At 64.3% G+C, this 19932-nt stretch carries 22 protein-coding genes and 1 pseudogene; 18 read left to right on the top strand and 5 right to left on the bottom strand.

Annotated elements, in window-relative coordinates; genetic code table 11:
• Positions 1–168 precede the first annotated feature (168 nt).
• Positions 169–1074, top strand: a complete 906-nt coding sequence (locus NLY36_RS15660) for a hypothetical protein (protein ID WP_156933260.1) — start codon at positions 169–171, stop codon at positions 1072–1074.
• A gap of 24 nt (positions 1075–1098) precedes the next feature.
• Here NLY36_RS15660 and NLY36_RS15655 read toward each other — a convergent pair whose 3' ends face one another.
• The 3 genes from NLY36_RS15655 to hrcA all read right to left on the bottom strand — a co-directional run bounded on the left by NLY36_RS15655 (position 1099) and on the right by hrcA (position 3880).
• Positions 1099–2448: a PQQ-dependent sugar dehydrogenase gene (locus tag NLY36_RS15655; RefSeq protein ID WP_023698061.1), complete on the bottom strand. Its 1350-nt coding sequence runs from the start codon at positions 2446–2448 to the stop codon at positions 1099–1101.
• 109 nt (positions 2449–2557) lie between these two features.
• Positions 2558–2758, bottom strand: a complete 201-nt coding sequence (locus NLY36_RS15650) for a hypothetical protein (RefSeq protein ID WP_023672050.1) — start codon at positions 2756–2758, stop codon at positions 2558–2560.
• Between the two features lie 36 nt (positions 2759–2794).
• Positions 2795–3880: a heat-inducible transcriptional repressor HrcA gene (hrcA, locus tag NLY36_RS15645; RefSeq protein WP_023681233.1), complete on the bottom strand. Its 1086-nt coding sequence runs from the start codon at positions 3878–3880 to the stop codon at positions 2795–2797.
• A 155-nt stretch (positions 3881–4035) separates the two neighbouring features.
• Here hrcA and rph point away from each other — a divergent pair, with 155 nt between their 5' ends.
• The 7 genes and pseudogenes from rph to NLY36_RS15610 form a co-directional block, all read left to right on the top strand.
• Positions 4036–4752, top strand: a complete 717-nt coding sequence (gene rph, locus NLY36_RS15640; RefSeq protein WP_023672052.1) for a ribonuclease PH — start codon at positions 4036–4038, stop codon at positions 4750–4752.
• A gap of 190 nt (positions 4753–4942) precedes the next feature.
• A complete protein-coding gene (locus NLY36_RS15635) occupies positions 4943–5353 on the top strand; it encodes a VOC family protein (RefSeq protein WP_023698063.1) in 411 nt (136 codons plus the stop codon).
• Positions 5353–6000 carry an RdgB/HAM1 family non-canonical purine NTP pyrophosphatase gene (gene rdgB / locus NLY36_RS15630; RefSeq protein WP_023698064.1) on the top strand — a complete coding sequence of 216 codons (648 nt, stop codon included), beginning with the start codon at positions 5353–5355 and terminating at the stop codon, positions 5998–6000. Before NLY36_RS15635 ends, rdgB begins: the two co-directional genes overlap by 1 nt.
• Positions 6000–7157, top strand: coding sequence for a radical SAM family heme chaperone HemW (gene hemW, locus NLY36_RS15625; RefSeq protein ID WP_023698065.1), 1158 nt, complete (start codon positions 6000–6002; stop codon positions 7155–7157). Before rdgB ends, hemW begins: the two co-directional genes overlap by 1 nt.
• 71 nt (positions 7158–7228) lie before the next feature.
• On the top strand, positions 7229–7597 hold the full coding sequence (locus NLY36_RS15620) for a hypothetical protein (RefSeq protein ID WP_155923877.1): 369 nt from the start codon (positions 7229–7231) through the stop codon (positions 7595–7597).
• 3 nt (positions 7598–7600) lie between these two features.
• On the top strand, positions 7601–7924 hold the full coding sequence (locus tag NLY36_RS15615; protein WP_023698066.1) for a low molecular weight protein tyrosine phosphatase family protein: 324 nt from the start codon (positions 7601–7603) through the stop codon (positions 7922–7924).
• Positions 7925–8115: 191 nt separating this feature from the next.
• A pseudogene (locus tag NLY36_RS15610) lies at positions 8116–8250 on the top strand (EamA family transporter); the annotation flags it as partial.
• Between the two features lie 79 nt (positions 8251–8329).
• Here NLY36_RS15610 and NLY36_RS15605 read toward each other — a convergent pair.
• Positions 8330–8515, bottom strand: coding sequence for a hypothetical protein (locus tag NLY36_RS15605; RefSeq protein WP_023687558.1), 186 nt, complete (start codon positions 8513–8515; stop codon positions 8330–8332).
• Positions 8516–8688: 173 nt separating this feature from the next.
• On the opposite strand from NLY36_RS15605, the gene rsmI reads away from it, so the two are divergent.
• Positions 8689–9597: a 16S rRNA (cytidine(1402)-2'-O)-methyltransferase gene (gene rsmI / locus NLY36_RS15600; RefSeq protein ID WP_023672060.1), complete on the top strand. Its 909-nt coding sequence runs from the start codon at positions 8689–8691 to the stop codon at positions 9595–9597.
• A complete protein-coding gene (locus tag NLY36_RS15595; protein WP_023698068.1) occupies positions 9590–9967 on the top strand; it encodes a YraN family protein in 378 nt (125 codons plus the stop codon). The genes rsmI and NLY36_RS15595 overlap by 8 nt, the downstream gene beginning before the upstream one ends.
• A 167-nt stretch (positions 9968–10134) precedes the next feature.
• Here the strand turns inward: NLY36_RS15595 and NLY36_RS15590 are convergent, their stop codons facing one another.
• Entirely contained in the window at positions 10135–10941 is an 807-nt protein-coding gene (locus tag NLY36_RS15590; RefSeq protein WP_023681226.1) for an undecaprenyl-diphosphate phosphatase, read from the bottom strand.
• A gap of 169 nt (positions 10942–11110) precedes the next feature.
• On the opposite strand from NLY36_RS15590, the gene NLY36_RS15585 reads away from it, so the two are divergent.
• The 8 genes from NLY36_RS15585 (at position 11111) to NLY36_RS15550 (ending at position 19805) form a co-directional block, all read left to right on the top strand.
• The gene (locus NLY36_RS15585) at positions 11111–11803 is read left to right on the top strand and encodes a glutathione S-transferase family protein (RefSeq protein ID WP_023681225.1); all 693 of its coding nucleotides are present in this window, start codon (positions 11111–11113) and stop codon (positions 11801–11803) included.
• Complete coding sequence (gene queG, locus NLY36_RS15580) at positions 11784–12938, top strand: tRNA epoxyqueuosine(34) reductase QueG (protein WP_023736693.1); 1155 nt, start codon at positions 11784–11786, stop codon at positions 12936–12938. The genes NLY36_RS15585 and queG overlap by 20 nt, the downstream gene beginning before the upstream one ends.
• Positions 12935–13864 (top strand): SDR family oxidoreductase, encoded by a 930-nt coding sequence (locus tag NLY36_RS15575; protein ID WP_023698070.1) that lies wholly within the window; start codon positions 12935–12937, stop codon positions 13862–13864. Before queG ends, NLY36_RS15575 begins: the two co-directional genes overlap by 4 nt.
• Before the next feature lie 46 nt (positions 13865–13910).
• Positions 13911–14993: a penicillin-insensitive murein endopeptidase gene (mepA, locus tag NLY36_RS15570; protein WP_502882033.1), complete on the top strand. Its 1083-nt coding sequence runs from the start codon at positions 13911–13913 to the stop codon at positions 14991–14993.
• Positions 14994–15179: 186 nt separating this feature from the next.
• The gene (locus tag NLY36_RS15565; RefSeq protein WP_023698072.1) at positions 15180–16199 is read left to right on the top strand and encodes a glucokinase; all 1020 of its coding nucleotides are present in this window, start codon (positions 15180–15182) and stop codon (positions 16197–16199) included.
• Between the two features lie 280 nt (positions 16200–16479).
• A complete protein-coding gene (locus NLY36_RS15560) occupies positions 16480–18339 on the top strand; it encodes an ABC transporter ATP-binding protein (protein ID WP_023698073.1) in 1860 nt (619 codons plus the stop codon).
• A complete protein-coding gene (gene dapB / locus NLY36_RS15555) occupies positions 18336–19157 on the top strand; it encodes a 4-hydroxy-tetrahydrodipicolinate reductase (protein WP_023698074.1) in 822 nt (273 codons plus the stop codon). Before NLY36_RS15560 ends, dapB begins: the two co-directional genes overlap by 4 nt.
• Before the next feature lie 27 nt (positions 19158–19184).
• Positions 19185–19805 carry a 2,3-bisphosphoglycerate-dependent phosphoglycerate mutase gene (locus tag NLY36_RS15550; RefSeq protein WP_023736695.1) on the top strand — a complete coding sequence of 207 codons (621 nt, stop codon included), beginning with the start codon at positions 19185–19187 and terminating at the stop codon, positions 19803–19805.
• Positions 19806–19932 lie beyond the last annotated feature (127 nt).

Raw genomic sequence — 19932 nt, 5'->3', positions numbered from 1 at the left:
CCTCGTGAAACGACTCTGATGCCATGAAAGCCTGCAACGGCAAAACGGATTCGATTGCGCCAAGCAGGACATGAAAGCCGGTCATCATCGCCTGAAAGCGAGAGATGGTTCACTTACGCCCCGAAGGCGGTCGGCTATCTCGCATGGCTCCGAACGGCAGGAGCACCCATGTTAGCCAAACGACTTCACATCCAGCTCATGAAGTGGATGCCCAACAACTATTCCGAAGCACGCGGTCACGTCCACGAGCTGGAATGGTATCTGTGGTTCGAGGGGCGTCAGGCTTTCAGCCTGTTCGACAAGGGCGATAGCGATGTCGTTCCGCAGGCTGGATATTTTACCGACAGCCGGAACCATGGCGCCCACCCCGTTCGTCCGATGATCTATCCGCTGGTCGTCAACAACCGCTTCAAGGTGCGGCTGGTGGCGATCGAGCGTGACGGACCGCAAATGATAGACCCCGACGACACCGCCAAAGGCGAATTCTACATCGACCTCGACACCAAATATCCGCCGGTCTCGGACTGGCGCATCATTGCTGCCGATCCGCGCAATACCGACCTCAACGTGGAAGCGTCGTTCCAGCTGCAATGGCTGGACTATGTCGATACCGCCGAGATTGCCGAGGATGGCCCGCCACGCATCATCGACAAGTCCAACTATCCCTATCCCTGGGGCGCCAATGTGATGGTGTTCGAGCACTGGCTCGGGCTTGGCCGCAAGGCGCCGCTCAAACTCATCGACCCGAACCGCGCATCGCGCCGCGAATACTGGATGATCAATGGCAATGCGGCCCGGCGCATGGTGCAGGACCTCTATCGCTTCAACGTCAACCAGCTTGGCGTCGCCAACGACACCATCAGCAGTGTTTACGTGCCGAAGCTCAATGCCGGCCACGTCACGGTGACGCTTTACGAACACGATTTCAGCGACGGCCGCTTCGCGCAAGGGGCGAAGAAGTCCTTCGGCTCTGTCGGCCTCTTCAATCTCAGGGATACCGGTTTCGATGACCGCGTCTCATCGGCCGAGGTGATCCATACCTATCCCAAGGTGATCCATCGGGACGTGCATTAGGGCCGGATTGCGCTGTTCGCCGGCTCAGGATGGGCCATCGACATGAGTGATGCGCCAGATGGTGCCGTTGCCATCCTCGGTGACGATAAGCGCGCCGTCCTTGGCCACCGCGACGCCGACCGGCCGGCCCCAGACGGCGTCGTCGGAGAGGACGAAGCCGGTGATGAAATCCTGGTACTCGCCGGTCGGCTTGCCGTCGCTGAATCTCAGCCGCACCACCTTGTAGCCGGTCCTCATACCACGGTTCCAGGAGCCGTGCAGGGCGACGAAGGCGTCACCCTTGTACTCTGCCGGGAAATTGCCGCCGTCATAGAAGGCGACGTTGAGCGGCGCCGAATGCGCCTGCATCAGCACGTCGGGCACGGTGACGGAGCCGGCGAGGTCTGGGCGCGCGCCCTCGTGACGCGGGTCCTCGTTGGCGCCGATATAATACCAGGGCCACCCATAGAAGGCGCCATCCTTGACTGAGGTGGCATATTCGAACGGCACATCGTCGCCGAGACCGTCGCGCTCGTTGACGACACACCACAGCGCGCCGGTGGCCGGCTGCACGGTCATGCCCGAACAATTGCGCAGGCCGGTAGCGAGGATGCGGCCATTCTTGCCGTCGGGGCCGAAGGCCAGCACGTCGGCACGGCCATCCTCGGAACCCCAGGTGGCGCCGAGTGGCTGTGATTTTGCCCAGGCGCCAAGGCCGCCCTTCGGTGCCTTCTGCATGCCCTCCGCGACGTTCGATCCGGAGCCGACCGAGAGATACAGCGTCTTTCCGTCCGGCGAGAAGGCGATATCGCGGGTCCAGTGGCCGCCGGTAGGGATGTCGGAGACAATCGTCTCCGGTTCGCCGGAGGCTTTAAGGTCGCCGTCGCGATAGGCGTAGCGGACCACGCTGTCGTTGTTGGCGACGTAGACCCATTGCGGCTTGTCGCCAGGCGGGTAGAAGGCGATGCCATAGGGCTGGTTGAGATTGTCGGCAAAAATGCCCTCTTCGGCCGGCTTCGCGCTACCCTTGGCCAGCCGATAGACGCGGATCTGGTTGGCGTCACTGTCGGCGACGAACAGGTCGCCGTTCGGCGCCACGCGCACGACCCGCGGATTGGAAATGCCGGAAGCAACCAGTTCGGCCGAAAACCCAGGCGGCAGGACGGGCTTCGCGCCCTCGGGCCGATCGCCAAGGCCGGCGCTGTTGGAGGCGGATTCGGTGATGTTGGGCTTTTGCAGATCATCCGGCTTGATCAGCCGGCGCACACCTGGCTTGTCGGCCGTCCAGTCGCCGAAAGCGTCTTTGCCGGTCAGCAGCGGTTGATCGGCCTCCTGGGCGAAGGCGCTGGTGGCCAGAAGCAGGGCAAGGCCTGCCAAGCCGGCAATCCGGATCATGCTGTTCTCCTCGAACTCGCGCCGGTCGGCGCGTCATGCACAAGGGAGATATTGTGCGGCCGCCGCAAAAGAGAAGCGTGCGCGCGCGCAGATTCGACGAGAGAACCGCTCAACTTTCCTCTTCGACGTCGAGATCGTCGTCGAGACGCTTTTCCAATGCGACGAGATCTTCCGGCAGCGGCAAGCCCATGGCGCGCATTTCGCGCAGTTTTTCGCGCAGCTGCTCCTGGATTTCGTGCTCGTCCTCCGGCTGGTTGACCATTTCTTCGAGCAGCATGCTGATCTGGGCCTTGAACGATTCAAGCGCCATTCTGCGCCCTCCTTTACGGTGATCCCGGCTTTCGAATTATCTTAACATCCGGGTAATCAATTGCGCAGTGTAGTCGACCATAGGCACGATGCGGGCATAATTCAGCCTGGTCGGGCCGATGACGCCGAGCGCGCCGACGACGCGGGCGTCCTTGTCGCGGTAAGGCGCCACGACCAGCGACGAGCCGGAGAGCGAGAACAGCTTGTTTTCCGAGCCGATGAAGATCCGCACGCCGGGGCCGTCCTCGGCGAGGTCGAGCAGCTGGATCAGCCCGTCCTGCGTCTCCAGATCCTCGAACAGGTGGCGCAGCAATTCGATATCGGCCTGGGCGGTGACGTTTTCGAGCAAATTGGCGCGGCCGCGCACGATAAGGCGCGCCGGCAGGCCGCTATCGGCGCCGGCCCACACCGCCAGGCCTTTCTCGACCAGATCCTGCGACAGCGTGTCCAGCGCTGCCCTGGTCTCGTCCTTGATGCGGGCGATCTCGATGCGCGCCTCGGCGAGCGTGCGGCCCCTGATATGGGCGTTGAGGAAGTTGGAGGCCTCGTGCAGCTGCGAGACGGTGATGCCGGCCGGCAGGTCGACGACGCGGTTCTCGACATCGCCATTCTGCGACACCATCACCGCCAGCGCCTTGGTCGGCTCGAGCTGGATGAACTCGATGTGCTTCAGCGCCACCTCGTTCTTGGTGGCGAGCACCAGGCCGGCGCCGCGCGACATGCCCGACAGCATCTGGCTGGCCTCGGTCAGCATGTGTTCCAGCGTCGCGCCCGAGCCGGAGGCGCGCACCTGCGCCTCGATGACCCGGCGTTCCTCGTCGGAGAGATCGCCAAGCTCCATGAAGGCATCGACGAAGAAGCGCAGGCCGGTCTGGGTCGGCAGGCGCCCGGCCGAGATGTGCGGGGCATAGATCAGGCCGAGATGCTCGAGGTCGCTCATCACGTTGCGGATGGTGGCCGGCGACAGCGACGACGGCAGGATGCGCGACAGGCTGCGCGATCCCACAGGCTCACCGTCCTTCAGATAGGATTCGACGATGCGCCGGAAAATGTCGCGCGAACGCATGTCGAGCGATTGCAGCGCGGGCGCCAGCAGACTGGGTTCGGTGACTGCCTTGGTCATTCGAGCCAAAAACCTCCGGCTCAAGGATATAGACTTCCATCGCCCCCGCGCAACCCGGCGTCTGTGCCAGATCGCCCGGCCTTTTCCTTTGCGCCATGGGCTGCATGCGTCTACAAGCCGCCGACGCAACCGTAAAAGAACAGAAAGAGGCCTCGATGCGCCCTTCCAAACGCCAAGCCGACGAAATGCGCGCCATCTCGTTCGAGCGCGGCGTCTCCAAACACGCCGAAGGCTCGTGCCTGGTGAAATTCGGCGACACGCATGTGTTGTGCACGGCAAGCCTGGAGGAAAAGGTGCCAGGCTGGATGCGCAATTCCGGCAAGGGCTGGGTGACGGCGGAATACGGCATGCTGCCGCGTTCGACCGGCGAGCGCATGCGCCGTGAAGCCTCGGCCGGCAAGCAAGGCGGCCGCACGCTGGAAATCCAGCGGCTGATCGGCCGCTCCTTGCGCGCCGTTGTCGACCTGCAGGCACTGGGCGAACAGCAGATCACCGTCGACTGCGACGTCATCCAGGCCGATGGCGGCACCCGCACGGCCTCGATCACCGGCGGCTGGGTGGCGCTCTACGATTGCCTGCGCTGGATGGAAGCGCGGCAGATGGCCAGTGTTGCCAAGGTACTGAAGGACCATGTCGCGGCAATTTCCTGCGGCATCCATGACGGCCAGCCGGTCATCGACCTCGACTATATCGAGGATTCATCTGCCGGCACCGACGCCAATTTCGTCATGACCGGCAAGGGCGGCATCGTCGAGATCCAGGGCACCGCCGAGGGCGAGCCGTTCTCGGAAGGGCAGTTCGCGGAGCTGATGGGCCTGGCAAAGAAGGGCATTCAGCGGCTGGTGAGCTTGCAGCAGATGGCTGTGGCCTGATTGAATTTAACGTGATGACGTCGGCGATCCTTCACACCCCCCTCTGGCCTGCCGGCCATCTCCCCCGCAAGGGGGGAGATCAGAGGTCGCTACCGTTTTCGCCAACCATCAACGTTGAGACGCCGAAAGCGGAACTGCCAATCTCCCCCCTTGCGGGGGAGATGCCCGGCAGGGCAGAGGGGGGTGCCTGATGCAACCCTCCGCTATTCTTGAGTCAGCGCTTTACGTCACGGATCTCGCCGCTGCCGAAGCCTTCTACTCCAACGTCCTCGGCCTCCCTCTCCTCGGCAAGGTCGACGGCCGCCATCTCTTCTTCCGCTGCGGCCCGGGCGTGCTGCTGGTCTTCAACGCCGAAGCCACCAAAATCCCGCCGGCGCCCGATGCGCGGCTGAAAGTGCCGCCACATGGCACGGTCGGCGAGGGCCATCTCTGCTTTGCCGCAAGTGCGGATGAACTCGCACAGTGGAAGGCGCAACTTGAGGCGAAAAACATCGCCATCGAAAGCGAATTCGAATGGCCGCAGGGCGGGCGCTCGATCTACATACGCGACCCCTCGGGCAATTCGATCGAATTCGCCGAGCCAAGGATCTGGGGCCTTTGATGCATTCTCTCGATGGAAAGAAGATCGTCGTTGCCAGCCACAATGAAGGCAAGCTGCGCGAATTCGCCGACTTGATGGGTCCGTTCGGCTTCGAGGCGAAGTCGGCCAAGGACTACGGCCTGCCGGAACCGGAGGAGACCGGCACCACCTTCGAGGAAAACGCCTACATCAAGGCCTTCGCCGCGGCTAAGGCGACCGGCCTGCCGGCGCTGTCGGACGATTCGGGCCTGTGCGTCGACGCGCTCGACGGCGCTCCCGGCGTCTACACCGCCAATTGGGCCGAAGCTCCCGATGGCAGCCGCGACTTCGGCATGGCCATGCAGCGCACCGAAGTGGCCTTGCAGGAGGTCGGCGCCGCCGAGCCAGCGCAGCGCAAGGGGCGGTTCGTCGCCGTCATCTGCCTGGCCTTCCCCAATGGCGAGGCTGAATATTATCGCGGCGAGGCTGAGGGAACGCTGGTGTGGCCGCCGCGCGGCGAACTCGGCTTCGGCTACGACCCGGTGTTTTTGCCCGACGGTTTCGAAAAGACGTTCGGCGAGATGAGCGCTGAGGAAAAACACGGCTGGAAGCCCGGTCAGCCGACGTCGCTGTCGCACCGCGCCCGCGCCTTCCAGAAATTCGCCCGCGCCAGGTTAGGCTCAGCTTAATGTCGCTGGACCGCAGCCCGGGCTTCGGCGTCTACATCCACTGGCCGTTCTGCGCGGCCAAATGCCCGTATTGCGACTTCAACAGCCATGTCCGTCACCAGCCGGTCGACCAGGAGCGCTTTGCCCGCGCCTTCGAGACCGAGCTGAAGACGATGCGCGAGCGGACCGGGGCGCGCGAGGTGACCAGCATCTTTCTCGGCGGCGGCACACCGTCGCTGATGCAGCCGCAGACGGTGGCGGCGGTGCTGGACGCCGTGGCGAAGAACTGGACGGTGCCCGACGGCATCGAGGTGACGCTGGAGGCCAATCCATCCTCGGTCGAGGCCGAGCGCTTTCGCGGCTACCGAGCCGCCGGCGTCAACCGCGTCTCGCTCGGCGTGCAGGCGCTGAACGACAAGGATCTGCGCTTTCTCGGCCGACTGCACAATGTCGACGAGGCGCTGCATGCCATCGGGCTGGCACGGGACATATTCCCAAGACTCTCCTTCGACCTGATCTACGCCCGCCCCCGCCAGACGCTGGACGAATGGCAGGCGGAGCTCGAACAGGCGATCGGCCATGCCGCCGACCATCTGTCGCTCTACCAGCTGACCATCGAGGAAGGCACGCCGTTCCATGCGCTGCATGCGGCGCACAAGTTTACCGTTCCCGACAATGACCGGGCCGCCGATCTCTATGCGCTGACTCAGGAGGTCACCGCGGCGCATGGCCTGCCGGCCTATGAGATTTCCAACCACGCCAGGCCGGGCGCCGAGAGCCGGCACAATCTGACCTATTGGCGCTATGGCGAATATGTCGGCGTCGGACCGGGCGCGCATGGCCGCTTTATCGAGAACGGCCACCGCACCGTGACGATCGCCGAGCGGATGCCGGAGACCTGGGCCAATCTGGTGGAGGCCAGGGGCCATGGCGTCACCGGCGGCGAGATCCTGACGCGCTCCGAAGAGGCCGACGAGTTCCTGCTGATGGGGCTGAGGTTGGCCGAAGGCATCGACCTTTCCCGCTACGAGGCGTTTTCCGGGCGCGGCCTGTCGAGCGCCCGGCTGACCGTGCTGCAGGATGAGGGGCTGGTGGCGCCGATCGGCAATGCCAGGCTACGCGCCACGCCAGCCGGCATGATCGTGCTCGATGCCGTGGTGGCGGATTTGGCGCGGTGAGCCCACAGGGCAAATGGCCGGGCTGTTGGACGATTTATCGGCTTGAGCAAGGATGTTAGAAAGTCGACTTGTTGAACCGCTGGCGTGCCAGCGCCGCATCCGAGGTGACTCCTGCGATGACGTTCCTGATCCACGAGACCTTGATGACATTGAACACGGATGATGTGTTCGAGTTTGGATTGACCGAAATCTTGAGATCTCCAGAGCAAGACGACCTCTTTGAGGCTCAGGCGATTTTCATCAGGAACGCAACGGTCACATCGAAACTAAAATTGACCCACTTGAGCGAATTCAGCGTTGTCCTCAGTTTCATAACATATATTGGAAATAAGCTTCGCGGAATCGCCAAGGATGAGTTGCTCGAGTTTGATCTGAATGGACTCACATTTGATCAGTACATCCCTCTCAGCAAAAATCTGCGTAAGATCTGGGATGAGTAGTCGGTGAAGAACGTCCTGTTCGTCTGCAGCCAGAACCGCTTGCGCAGCCCGACCGCCGAGCAGGTGTTCTCCAAACGTAGGGATATCGAGGTCGAGTCGGCCGGCACCAATCACGATGCAGACACGCCGCTGACGCATGAGCTGGTCGCCTGGGCCGACATCGTCTTCGTGATGGAAAAGGCGCACCGCACCAAGCTGCAGAAGAAATTCAAGGAGAGCCTGAAGAAGGCCCGCGTCATCTGCCTCGACATCCCGGATGATTACGGATTCATGGATCCGGAGTTGGTGCGATTGCTGGAGGTGAGGGTGACGCGATACCTGGGCTGACTGATGTGGTTGGGGCGTTCCACGCCCGCGTTCGCCATCCTCGGACTTCACCCGAGGATTCATGCCGCGAGGTTAAGGCGCTGCAGCGGTTCAGAATTCTGCGCCGCTGCATCCTTCGGCAGAGGTCACGGAATGGATCATAGGGTCTGCGCCGCGTCACTTCGCTCCTTGCTTCGCCCTAGGATGACGATGTTGCACCGATCGACAAACTAAGCGTCGTGCTTGAAGCGGCGCTTGCCGCGGTGTTTCTCGGCATGCGCCTCTCCGGTCCGGGCCGGCTTGGCGTCGCTCTTGTCCCGGCGGACGCTGTTCTGGTCGTTCATCGGATGCGGCGGCGCGCCTTCGCGGGCGCTCTTCGTTTCAAGACGGGTGATGAAGATATCGAAACGATTGGGCATCGTACGGTCAGTGCTCCGTCGTGCTGTCCGGTTTGTTGTCCGAAAGCCTGACATTCGTCGGCAAGGCGGTGGCCGCCCGACTGGCCAGGCCGGTGTCGCTTTCGGCGAGCGCACGCTTGCCCTTTCGCGCAGTGAAGCGCTTGCGCTCGGCATAATAGGGCTCGAAAACGTCCTGCAATTCCAGGCTGTCCATCCTGTCCTCCTCCTCAAGAGACTCAGGTATTCAATCCGCCAGCCACGCTTTCGTTCCCCACTGTGGCAAAGACATGGCCGCCGGGTTACATCGGCGTCAGGTTTGGCTCGACGTTCGGGAGTTTTGCAACCCGGCGCGCGCCGTGCCAAACAGGGCGAAATGGAGAGACCCCGGTGACCGGCGAGAAGCGCAGCTATGTGATCGGGCAGACCGAGATCGCGGTCCGGCCGCTGGCGCCGGCGCTGTATCTGGTGGCGACGCCGATCGGCAACCTCTCCGACATCACGCTGCGCGCGCTGGAAACGCTGGCGGCCGCCGACGTCGTCGCCTGCGAGGACACCCGCGTCTCGCGCGTGCTGCTCGACCGCTACGGCATCCGCCGCCGCACCACGGCCTATCATGAACACAATGCCGGCGAGGCCGGACCGAAGCTGATCGCGGCACTCGAGGCCGGGCAGAGCGTGGCGCTGATTTCGGATGCCGGCACGCCGCTGATCTCCGACCCAGGCTACCGGCTGGTCGGCGAAGCGCTGGAGCGCGGCCTGCGCGTGGTGCCGATCCCCGGCCCATCGGCGCCGCTGGCGGCGCTGACGGCGTCGGGCCTGCCGTCCGACGCCTTCCTGTTTGCCGGGTTTCTGCCGGTGAAATCTGGGCAGCGGCTGACAAAGCTCGAAACGTTCAGGGCGGTGCCGGCAACGCTGATCTTCTTCGAGTCGCCGCGTCGGCTGGCCGAAACGCTGGTCGCCATGGTCGAGGCGTTGGGCGGCGCGCGCAAGGCCGCCATCGGCCGCGAGCTGACCAAGACTTTTGAAGAGATGCGGACGGGAACGCTGCAGGCGCTGGCCGACCACTATGCGGCGGCTGACACGCCGAAGGGCGAGATCGTCATCTGCGTCGGGCCCGCCGAGATCAAGCCCGACCAACCCGCCGACATCGACAGGCTGCTGCTGTCGCTGGCCGCCGAAATGCCGGCGTCCAAGGCGGCGGCGGAGGCGGCGAAGATGACCGGCGGGCAGAAGCAGGCGCTTTACCGGCGGCTGCTGGAACTCAGGGATGCGGTTGGAGAAGGCGAAGGTGGCTGAGCGCCCGGCCGCCAGCCGCCAAAAAGCCTATCGGCGCGGCCATCGCGGCGAGTGGCTGGCGGCAGCGGCGCTGATGCTGAAAGGTTATCGCATCCTCGCCCGCCGGCATCGCACCCGCTTCGGCGAGATCGACCTGATCGCCAGGCGCGGCGACCTGGTGCTGTTCGTCGAGGTCAAGGCGCGGCGCACGCTGATGGAAGCGATGGAGGCGATTGGCCACGAATCGGAGCGCCGCATCGAAGGCGCCGCCGACATCTGGCTGTCGCGGCAGCCGGACTACGGCAGATTGTCGATGCGCTTCGACATGATCGCGGTGCTGCCCTGGCGCTGGCCGGTGCATGTCGAGAACGCGTTTTTTGGGAGGAGTTAGCGGCCTTTACCCTCCCCCTTTGTGAGCAAGCGACGCGACGCGTCGTTGGCGAAACGGGGCGGGGTGTGGCGCCGACCCCCACCCCGATCCGCTTTGCGGATCGACTGACCGGGGCGAGCCGCCTGTCTCGCCCGTCCTTCGGACCCCCACAAGGGGGAGGGTAAAGCTCACCCCCAGATCATCAACGCCACCAGCCCGACGCCACCCACGACCAGGCGCCACCAGCCGAACAGCGAATAGCCGTTGCGCGAGACGTAATCGAGCAGGAAGCGCACGACGATCAGCGCGGTAACGAAGGCGGCGACGAAGCCGATGGCGATGATCGGCAGATCGGCGCTGCTCAGCACGTTGCGGTTCTTGAACAGATCGAAGGCGAAGGCGCCGACCATGGTCGGGATGGCGAGGAAGAAGGAGAATTCCGCCGCCGCGCGCTTGTCGACGCCCAGCAGCAGCGCGCCGACGATGGTCGAACCGGAGCGCGACGTGCCGGGGATCAGCGACAGGCACTGGAACAGGCCGATTTGCAAATAAAGCCTTGTCGGGAAGCGCTCGACGTCGCGGTAGACCGGCTGCAGCTTCATGCGGTCGACGACCAGCAGCACGACGCCGCCGATGATCAGCATGATGCAGATCAGCCTTGGCGATTCGAACAGCACCGTCTTGATGAAATCATGCGCCAGCGCGCCGATGATGGCGGCCGGCAGGAAGGCAATCAGGATGCCGAGGACGAAATGCCGCGTCAGCCGGTCATGCGGCAGGTCGAGCAGCATCTGCCACAGACGGCGGAAATAGACGCTGAGGATCGCCAGGATGGCGCCGAGCTGAATCAGGATCTCAAAAGCCTTGCCGGTGGAATGGAAGCCGAGGAAATGGCCGGCGAGCAGGATATGGCCGGTCGAGGAGACCGGGATGAACTCGGTCAGCCCCTCCAGCAGGCCGAGCAGCAGGGCTTCGACAATGGTGTGGCTATCCATGGCAACCTCGGCATTCAAGGGACGGAAGGAAACGGCTGGCAAAAGGGCTTGCTTGTCACGGCGCGGAAGTCCCCCTATAGGTCGCAGCACCGTGACGGCCGCATGACGGGCCGCCAAGACTTACCGGTGCGGACGGCGATTCGCCAGTGCGCCTTAATATCGCGGAATCATGCTGACGCTTTTCCATCACCCGATGTTCGCCACCTGCCGCTTCGTGCGCCTCGCCTTCGGCGAATATGGCGAGGAGCTGGCGCTGATCGAGGAAAAACCGTGGACGCGGCGCAAGGAGTTTTTGGCGCTGAACCCGGCCGGCACCTTGCCTATCCTGCTTGCCGAGGGCGACGTGCCGATCGTCGGCGCCATGGTGATCGCGGAATATCTTGACGAGACACGTGGCGTCCTGAAGCGCGACAAGCGCCTGTTTGCGGAAGACCCGATGCAGCGCGCCGAAATCCGCCGTCTCACAGACTGGTATCTCAACAAGGCCGAGAGCGAAGTGACCCGGCATCTGGTGCGCGAGCGCGTGCTGAAGCCGGTGATGCCGGAAACGGCGGGCGGCGGTTCCCCCGATTCGGCGGCGATCCGCGCGGCGCGCGCCAACATTCGCCAGCACATGAAGTACACCAACTGGCTGGCCGGCACCCGTCATTGGCTGGCCGGCAGCAAGGTCACCTATGCCGACCTGGCGGCGGCCGCGACGCTGTCGGTGCTGGATTATCTCGGCGAGATCGATTGGCGCGAGCATGCCGCGGCGCGCGAATGGTACACGCGGGTGAAATCGCGGCCGTCGTTCCGGCCGCTGCTCACCGACCGAGTGCGCGGCCTGTCGCCGGTGTCGCATTATGCGGACCTCGACTTCTAGAAGCCAAACCCTGCGCGCGCTGGTCGACGCCGAGGCGCGGCGCGCAGGCTTCGATGCGGTTGCCGTCACCACGCCCGATGCGATCCCGCTGGCGCCGGCCAGATTGGCCGAATTCGTCGCCGATGGTTTTCACGGTTCGATGGCGTGGATTGCGGAGACGCTCCAACGCCGCAGCGAGCCTTCGACGCTGTGGCCCGAGGTGCGCTCGATCATCGTGCTGGCAATGAATTACGGCCCCGACCACGATCCGCGTGCGCTGCAGGCAAGGCGCGATCGCGGCGCGATCTCGGTCTATGCACAAAACCGCGACTATCACGAGGTGATGAAAGGCCGGCTGAAGGAGATCGCCGGCAAGATCGTGGCGCGGGCCGGCGGCGACGTGAAGGTTTTCGTCGATACGGCGCCCGTGATGGAAAAGCCGCTGGCTGAGGCCGCCGGGCTCGGCTGGCAAGGCAAGCACACCAACCTGGTCAGCCGCGAGCACGGCTCCTGGCTGTTTCTCGGCACCATCTTCACCACGGCTGAGCTCACGCCCGATGCGACCGAGGTAGACCATTGCGGTTCCTGCCGCGCCTGTCTCGACGCCTGCCCGACCGACGCCTTTCCGGCGCCCTACCGGCTCGATGCCCGGCGCTGCATCTCCTACCTGACCATCGAGAACAAGGGGCCCATCCCGCAAGAATTCCGCGAAAAGATCGGCAACCGCGTCTATGGCTGCGACGATTGTCTCGCCGCCTGCCCGTGGAACAAGTTTGCCCGCGCCGCTTCGGAAGCCAAGCTTGCTGCCCGCGACGAACTGCGCGAGCCGCCGCTCGGCGAGCTGTTGCAGCTGGACGACACGGCGTTCCGGTCTTTCTTCTCGGGCTCGCCGATCAAGCGCATCGGCCGCGATCGTTTTGTCCGCAACGTGCTGGTTGCCGCCGGCAATTCCGGCGATACTTTGCTGGCTGACCCTGTCCGCACCCTCCTTGGCGACGCCTCGCCGCTGGTGCGCGGCGCGGCGATCTGGGCGCTGGCGCGGCTGGTGACGGCCGCCGAATTCAACGGGCAGGCGGCGATCTACTTGAAAACCGAAACCGACACGACAGTGCAGGACGAATGGCTGTCCGCATTGCCAATTGAGGCGCACGCATGAGCGAAAAACAGGTTTTTATCTTCGGCGCCGGCTATTCGGGCAAAGCCTTTGCACGGGCCAATGCGGAGGCGATTACGATCTTCGGCACCACGCGCTCGGCCGAGAAATTCGAGGCATTGCGTCAGGCCGGCATCGCGCCGCTGCTGTTTCACGGCGCCCTGACACCTGAAATCGGCGAAACGCTGGAGACCACCACCCATCTCGTCGTCTCCGTGGCACCGGAGGAGGCCGGCGACCCTGTGCTTCTCGCCGCGCGCAAGGCGATCGAGGCGATGCCGGCGCTTCGCTGGATCGGCTATCTCTCGACCGTCGGCGTCTATGGCAATTATGACGGCGCCTGGGTCGATGAAACGGCCGAGTGCCGGCCGGTATCGAAACGCTCGGCCATGCGCGTGGCAGCCGAGCGGGACTGGCTGCAGCTTGGCCTCAAGACCGGCAAGCCGGTGGCGATCCTGCGGCTTTCCGGCATTTATGGGCCGGGACGCAACGCGCTGGTCAATCTGGAAAACGGCACGGCCAGGCGGCTGGTCAAGCCCGACCAGGTGTTCAACCGCATCCATTGCGACGACATCGCCGGCGCGCTCTGGCACCTCATCGGTGGCAATAGAGGCGGCATTTTCAACGTCACCGATGACGAGCCGGCGCCGCCGCAGGATGTCGTCACCTATGCCGCTTCGCTGATGGGCGTCGAGCCGCCGCCAGAGATTCCTTTCGAGACCGCCCAACTTTCGCCCATGGCGCGGTCCTTCTATGGCGAGAACAAGCGCGTCGCCAACGCCGCGATCAAGGCAGCGGGCTACCGGTTCCGCTATCCGGACTACCGCCAGGCGTTCGATCGGATGTGGGCCGACGGCAGCTGGCGCGACGGCGAGCCGCGCAGCCCGATGAAGGTAGATAATCGAAACGCGAGCCCGAGGGTGATATGATTCGATTGTGTTGCGGACTTTTGCAGTGGGGTTCATGACGATTTCGATGCGATCCTTGACCGGCAGACGGCCGTTCCTGACGGCGGCGCTGGCGATCATGGCGCTGGCCGGGCTGGTGGCGGGCGCAATCACGGCCGAGCCACGGGCAAAAGACCTGTTCGGCGCCAAGAAGCTGCCGGCGGTGGCCGCGGCGCAATCCTTCGGCTTCTATTCAAAGGGCTGCTTCACCGGCGGCGTCGCCATTCCGATGGACGGCCAGAACTGGGAGGTGATGCGTCCCTCGCGCAACCGGCGTTGGGGTCATCCAACGATGATCGCGCTGATCGAGAAACTGTCGCGCGATGCCGCCGCCGACGGCTGGCCGGGGCTGTTGATCGGCGACATTTCGCAGCCGCGCGGCGGGCCGATGCTGACCGGGCACGCCTCGCACCAGATCGGCCTCGACGCCGACATCTGGCTGACGCCGATGCCCGACCGCAAGCTCACCACCCAGGAGCGAGAAAACATCAGCGCGACGCTGATGGTCGACGACAAGACGCATCTGGTGAAGGACAGGCTGTGGAAGCCGATGCACACCAAGCTGCTGAAGCGCGCCGCGAGCTATCCGGAGGTCGAGCGCATCCTGGTCAATCCAGGCATCAAGAAGAAGCTGTGCGACACCGTCACCGGCGACCGTACCTGGCTGAGAAAAATCCGGCCGTTCTGGGGCCATGACTATCATTTCCACATCCGCATCGGCTGCCAGCCGGGTTCGCCCAACTGCAAGGGACAGGAAGCGACGCCCGACGATGACGGCTGCGGCAAGCCGCTGGCCTGGTGGTTTACCGAGGAGCCGTGGCGCCCCAACAAGAACCCGGATGCGCCCAAGGCGCGCGACCTGATGACGATGGCGAACCTGCCGAAACAATGCCAGTTCGTGCTTGACCAGCCCGACGCGGACTCGGCCGAAGCCGTCACCTATCGCGGCGGCGGCGTGCCGATCGCCGCCAGGGCGCCGGAACCCGACGCGCCTCCGCCTATTGCGGGCAATGCGGGCGGCTTGCCAAACGCAGCCAACGCCTTCACCGCCACGCCGGAGATCGGCATTCCCCTGCCAAGGCGACGGCCGCCGGCAAACGTCGGACAGTGATGGCGAACTGACGCTTTCCCTTTCCTGGGCCATGCGCTAGTCAATCGATTGAAAACCGGGGCGATTGAAAACCGGGGCGATTGAAAACCGGGGCGATTGAAAACCGGGGCGATTGAAAACCGGGCGATTGAAAAACCGGGCGATTGAAACGGTCGCAACGGCGCCGCAAAGGGGACGAGCAAGAGCATGTCAGGCGACGACGACACCGCGTTGCGGTTTCCAGTGCTGATCGGCGACATCGGCGGCACCAATGCGCGCTTTTCGATCGTGCTCGACGCAAATTCGGAAGCCGGTGAGCCGCATATCGTGCAAACCGCCAATTTCGCCACCATAGACGAGGCGATCCAGGCGGCGGTGCTCGACCGGTCGTCCATCCGGCCGAATTCGGCAGTGCTGGCCATCGCCGGACCGGTCGATGGCGACGAGATCCCGCTTACCAACTGTCCCTGGGTGGTGAAGCCGAAGCAGATGTTTGCCAATCTGGGCCTGGGCGACATCGTCGTGCTCAACGATTTCGAGGCGCAGGCGCTGGCCGTCGTGGCGCTCGGCGAAGAGCACATGGAAAAGATCGGCGGCGGCACGCCGGAGGAGAATGCCGGGCGTGTCGTGCTCGGTCCCGGCACCGGCCTCGGCGTCGCCGGGTTGGTTCATGCCCTCCACCACTGGATACCGGTGCCTGGCGAAGGCGGCCACATGGATATCGGTCCGCGGACGCCGCGCGATTTCGAGGTGTTCCCGCATATCGAAAAGCTGGACGGCCGCATTTCGGGCGAGCAGATCCTGTGCGGGCGCGGTCTGGTCAATGTCTACCGGGCGGTCGCCAAGGCCGACGGCAAGCGGGCGCCGTTCACCACGCCGGCCGAAATCACCGGGGCGGCCCTGGCCAAGACCGATGCGGTCGCCGAGGAAGCGCTGGCGCTGTTCGTCACCTGCCTCGGCCGCACCGCCGGCGACCTCGCGCTGGTGTTCATGAGCCGCGGCGGCGTGTTCTTGACCGGCGGCATCGCGCAAAAGATCGTGCCCGCGCTGAAGGAAGGCAATTTCCGCGCCGCCTTCGAGGACAAGGCGCCGCACAGCGCGCTGATGGCCTCGATGCCGGTCTATGTCATCACCCACCCGCTGGCGGCACTTCTGGGCCTTGCCGCCTATGCCCGCAACCCGTCGCTGTTCGGCGTCCAGACGGCGGGGCGGCGCTGGCGGGCATGATCCATTTCGTCCCGAAAACGGGTATTTTCCTGGAAATGGCTGCCGCTTTCGTGACCCTAACCTCGGGCCGCGACGAAGTTTCGCCATAGGCAAGCCGTAGCCGGGGCGCTAAGAGGGGGCCGAATTCCAGCCTGGCATCCCTAGAGCCGGATGATTTCAGATCGAATCGACCTGAAATCTGAATCCGGCTCTAAATCAAAGAGATAGAGCATGATGTCGTCCGAAAACCGCTTCACACTTTTCGGCATCATGCTCTAGCAAACCACGAAGCGCCCGCGATTTGACCGCTCAAAGTCCACTCAAACTGAAAGTCCAGCCAGCTGAGGTCACTGCGGTGCTGCGCCGCATCCTGGCCGAAAACGGTAGTGAATATCGCTGGACCTATGTCGTTGCCGTCGGCTGCCTGCTGATTGTTTCCGCCACCACCGCCTTCACGGCGTGGATCATGGCCCCGATGATCAACGAGATCTTCTACGAACGACGCGGCGACATGATCGTCTGGATCTGCGCCGGGTTCATGGCCGCCTCCGTGCTGCGCGGCTTCGCCGGTTACGGCCAGGCGGTCGCGTTGGCCAAGATCGGCAACAATCTGGTCGCCCGCTACCAGAAGCGCAGCTTCGACCACCTGATGAAGCTCGGCGTCGACTTCTTCAACGATACGCGTTCCGGTCGGCTGGCGGCACAGGTCAACGAGAATGTCGGGGGCGTTCGCGATCTGCTATCGCTGACGCTGACCTCCATCAGCCGCGACGCGGTCTCGCTGATCGCCCTCGTCGGCGTCATGATCTACCAGGATCCGGTGTTGTCGCTCAGCTCGCTGCTGATCGGGCCGCCGCTGATCTGGGCCGTCGTCTACATCACCCGCCGATTGCGGCGCATCAACCGGGAATCGGTGCTGATCAACTCGCGGCTGAACGGGTCCGTGCAGGAGGCCACCCAAGGCATTGCCATCGTCAAGGCCTTCACCCTGGAAGCCGAGCTGGCGCGCCGGATCGGCATCATGGCCGATACGGCCGAGCAGCGTAACAACAAGATCGCCCGGGTCGCGGAGCGGCTGTCGCCGATTTCCGAGATTTTGGGCGGTCTCGCCATTACCTCCGTCCTTGCCTATTCCGGCTACCGGGCGCTGGTGCTCGGACAACCACCAGGCGCTGTGTTTTCCTTCATCACCGCGCTGATCATGGCCTACGACCCGGCACGGCGCCTGGCTCGTACGCAGGTTGGTATGGAACGTGCCCTGGTCAACGCCCGGATGATTTACGAGCTGCTCGACCTGGAGCCTAAACAGGGCGATGCGCCCGACGCGGTCGAAGCCAGGATCACCACCGGCGAGGTTCGCTTCGACAATGTGACGTTCGGCTACAGCGCCGGCATGCCGGTGATCAGGAACCTGAGTTTCACCGCCGCGGCCGGCAAGGTTACGGCGGTGGTCGGGGCCTCGGGCGCCGGCAAGACGACGCTCGTGGCGCTGCTGCAGCGCTTCTACGATGTCGACAAGGGTTCGATCGAGATCGATGGCCAGGACATTTCCAAAGTCACCAAGCACTCGCTGCGCGGCTCGATCGCCTATGTCTCGCAGGCGCCCTATCTGTTCGAAGGCAGCATACGCGACAACATCCGTTTCGGCCGGCTTTCGGCGACCGACGCCGAGATCGAGCGGGCGGCGGTGCTGGCGGCGGCCGACGAGTTCATCCGTCAGCAGCCGCAGGGCTACGACACGCCCGTCGGCGAGGGCGGCTCGACACTTTCCGGCGGCCAGCGCCAGCGCGTCTCGATTGCGCGGGCGATCGTGCGCAACGCGCCGATCCTTTTGCTCGACGAAGCGACCTCGGCGCTCGACAACGAGGCCGAGGCGCGCGTCCAGGAGGCGCTGACCCATGTGATGGAAGGGCGCACCACCATCGTGATAGCGCACCGCCTGTCGACGGTCGTCAACGCCGACCACATTATCGTGCTTGAAGAGGGCCGCCTGGTCGAGGAAGGCACCCATGCCGCGCTAATGGCCGATCCAAACAGTGTCTACGCCCGCTTCCACCGCATTCAAGGCAAGAACGGACTGGGGCTTGTCGACGACTCCAAGCCCGTCCAAACTCCGGTCCGGCGCAGCCGCGCCAAGAAGGCGGTGGGGAGAACAGCATGAGCGAATCCGGCGAAATGGGCCTGGTGGTGGTGGGGGCGGCCGGCCGCATGGGCCAGACGCTGATCCGCGCCATCCATTCGATCCCCGGCGCCCGCGTCGTCGGCGCGGTCGAACGAGCCGGATCGCCCTATCTCGGCAGGGATGCGGGCGAGCTTGCCGGCATCGGCATCATCAATGTGACGATCGGGGACGATCCGCTGCCGGTGTTCGCCAAGGCCGACGGCGTGCTTGATTTCACCATGCCGGCAGCCACCGTCGAATTCGCAGGCTATGCCGCGCAGGCACGCATTGCCCATGTCATCGGCACCACCGGCTGCTCGGCGGAAGACGACGCCAGGATCGAAGCGGCGGCGCGCCACGCGACGATCGTCAAATCCGGTAATATGAGCCTCGGCGTCAATCTTCTGGCGGTGCTGGTCGAGCAGGCCGCGCGCGCGCTCGGTCCAGAGGATTTCGACATCGAGATCCTCGAAATGCATCACAAGCACAAGGTCGACGCGCCCTCGGGCACCGCCTTGCTGCTCGGCGAAGCGGCGGCGGCGGGACGCGGCATTTCCCTTGCCGGCAACGATGTGCGGTCACGCGATGGCCATACCGGCGTGCGCAAGCCAGGAACGATCGGCTTTGCCAGCTTGCGCGGTGGCTCGGTGGTCGGCGACCACAGCGTCATCCTGGCCGGGACCGGCGAGCGCATCACGCTGTCGCACCATGCCGAGGACCGCGCCATCTTTGCCCGCGGCGCGGTCAAGGCCGCGCTCTGGGCGCGCGGTAAAAAGCCTGGACTTTATTCCATGCGGGACGTGCTCGGCTTGAGCTAAACTATCCATAATTTTGAAGGAGCAAACATGTCGGGAACTCTCGTGCTCGTGCGCCACGGCCAGAGCGAATGGAACCTGAAGAACCTGTTCACCGGCTGGCGCGATGTCGACCTTACCGAGCAGGGCCACAAGGAGGCCAAGGAAGCCGGCCAGAAGCTCAAGGCACGCGGCTTGAAATTCGACATTGCCTTCACCTCGGCGCTGATCCGGGCGCAGAAGACCTGCCAGCACATTCTCGACGCGGTCGGCCAGAGCGATTTGAAGACGACCCGCGACCAGGCGCTGAACGAGCGCGACTATGGCGATCTCTCCGGCCTCAACAAGGACGACGCGCGCCAGAAGTGGGGCGAGGAGCAGGTGCACATCTGGCGCCGCTCCTACGACGTGCCGCCGCCCGGCGGCGAAAGCCTGAAGGACACCGGCGCCCGCGTCTGGCCCTATTACCTGCACGACATGCAGTCGCATGTTCTGAAAGGCGGCACCGTGCTGGTCGCCGCGCATGGCAATTCGCTGCGCGCGCTGATCATGGCGCTGGACGGCAAGAGCGGCGAGGAGATCGTCAAGCTCGAGCTCGGCACCGGCGTGCCGGTGATCTACAAGCTCAACGCCGATTCCACTGTGGCGTCGAAGGACGTGCTGGAGGGGTGAGGTTTTCGGCCAGCGCATTCGCCAAGTCGGCGCTGCCCCTCATTGCCCTGCCGGGCATTTCTCCCCGTATAGTGACGGGGAGAAAGGGCTGGCCGCAGCCTCGGCGCTCTTCTTGTGACGCAGGTGA

This window comes from Mesorhizobium sp. C399B (assembly GCF_030323185.1).
Lineage (GTDB): Bacteria > Pseudomonadota > Alphaproteobacteria > Rhizobiales > Rhizobiaceae > Mesorhizobium.
The sequence above is the reverse complement of the archived record's forward strand: the minus strand, read 5'-3'. Positions and strand labels throughout refer to the sequence as shown.

Coding starts and splice junctions, on each gene's coding strand:
- NLY36_RS15635 (WP_023698063.1), top strand. CDS start 4,943: ATGCAACCCTCCGCTATTCTTGAGTCAGCGCTTTACGTCACGGATCTC.
- hrcA (WP_023681233.1), bottom strand. CDS start 3,880: ATGACCAAGGCAGTCACCGAACCCAGTCTGCTGGCGCCCGCGCTGCAA.
- NLY36_RS15660 (WP_156933260.1), top strand. CDS start 169: ATGTTAGCCAAACGACTTCACATCCAGCTCATGAAGTGGATGCCCAAC.
- NLY36_RS15605 (WP_023687558.1), bottom strand. CDS start 8,515: ATGGACAGCCTGGAATTGCAGGACGTTTTCGAGCCCTATTATGCCGAG.
- NLY36_RS15650 (WP_023672050.1), bottom strand. CDS start 2,758: ATGGCGCTTGAATCGTTCAAGGCCCAGATCAGCATGCTGCTCGAAGAA.
- NLY36_RS15655 (WP_023698061.1), bottom strand. CDS start 2,448: ATGATCCGGATTGCCGGCTTGGCAGGCCTTGCCCTGCTTCTGGCCACC.
- queG (WP_023736693.1), top strand. CDS start 11,784: ATGCGGACCTCGACTTCTAGAAGCCAAACCCTGCGCGCGCTGGTCGAC.
- mepA (WP_502882033.1), top strand. CDS start 13,911: ATGCGATCCTTGACCGGCAGACGGCCGTTCCTGACGGCGGCGCTGGCG.
- rdgB (WP_023698064.1), top strand. CDS start 5,353: ATGCATTCTCTCGATGGAAAGAAGATCGTCGTTGCCAGCCACAATGAA.
- NLY36_RS15575 (WP_023698070.1), top strand. CDS start 12,935: ATGAGCGAAAAACAGGTTTTTATCTTCGGCGCCGGCTATTCGGGCAAA.
- NLY36_RS15590 (WP_023681226.1), bottom strand. CDS start 10,941: ATGGATAGCCACACCATTGTCGAAGCCCTGCTGCTCGGCCTGCTGGAG.
- NLY36_RS15550 (WP_023736695.1), top strand. CDS start 19,185: ATGTCGGGAACTCTCGTGCTCGTGCGCCACGGCCAGAGCGAATGGAAC.
- NLY36_RS15565 (WP_023698072.1), top strand. CDS start 15,180: ATGTCAGGCGACGACGACACCGCGTTGCGGTTTCCAGTGCTGATCGGC.
- rph (WP_023672052.1), top strand. CDS start 4,036: ATGCGCCCTTCCAAACGCCAAGCCGACGAAATGCGCGCCATCTCGTTC.
- NLY36_RS15585 (WP_023681225.1), top strand. CDS start 11,111: ATGCTGACGCTTTTCCATCACCCGATGTTCGCCACCTGCCGCTTCGTG.
- hemW (WP_023698065.1), top strand. CDS start 6,000: ATGTCGCTGGACCGCAGCCCGGGCTTCGGCGTCTACATCCACTGGCCG.
- dapB (WP_023698074.1), top strand. CDS start 18,336: ATGAGCGAATCCGGCGAAATGGGCCTGGTGGTGGTGGGGGCGGCCGGC.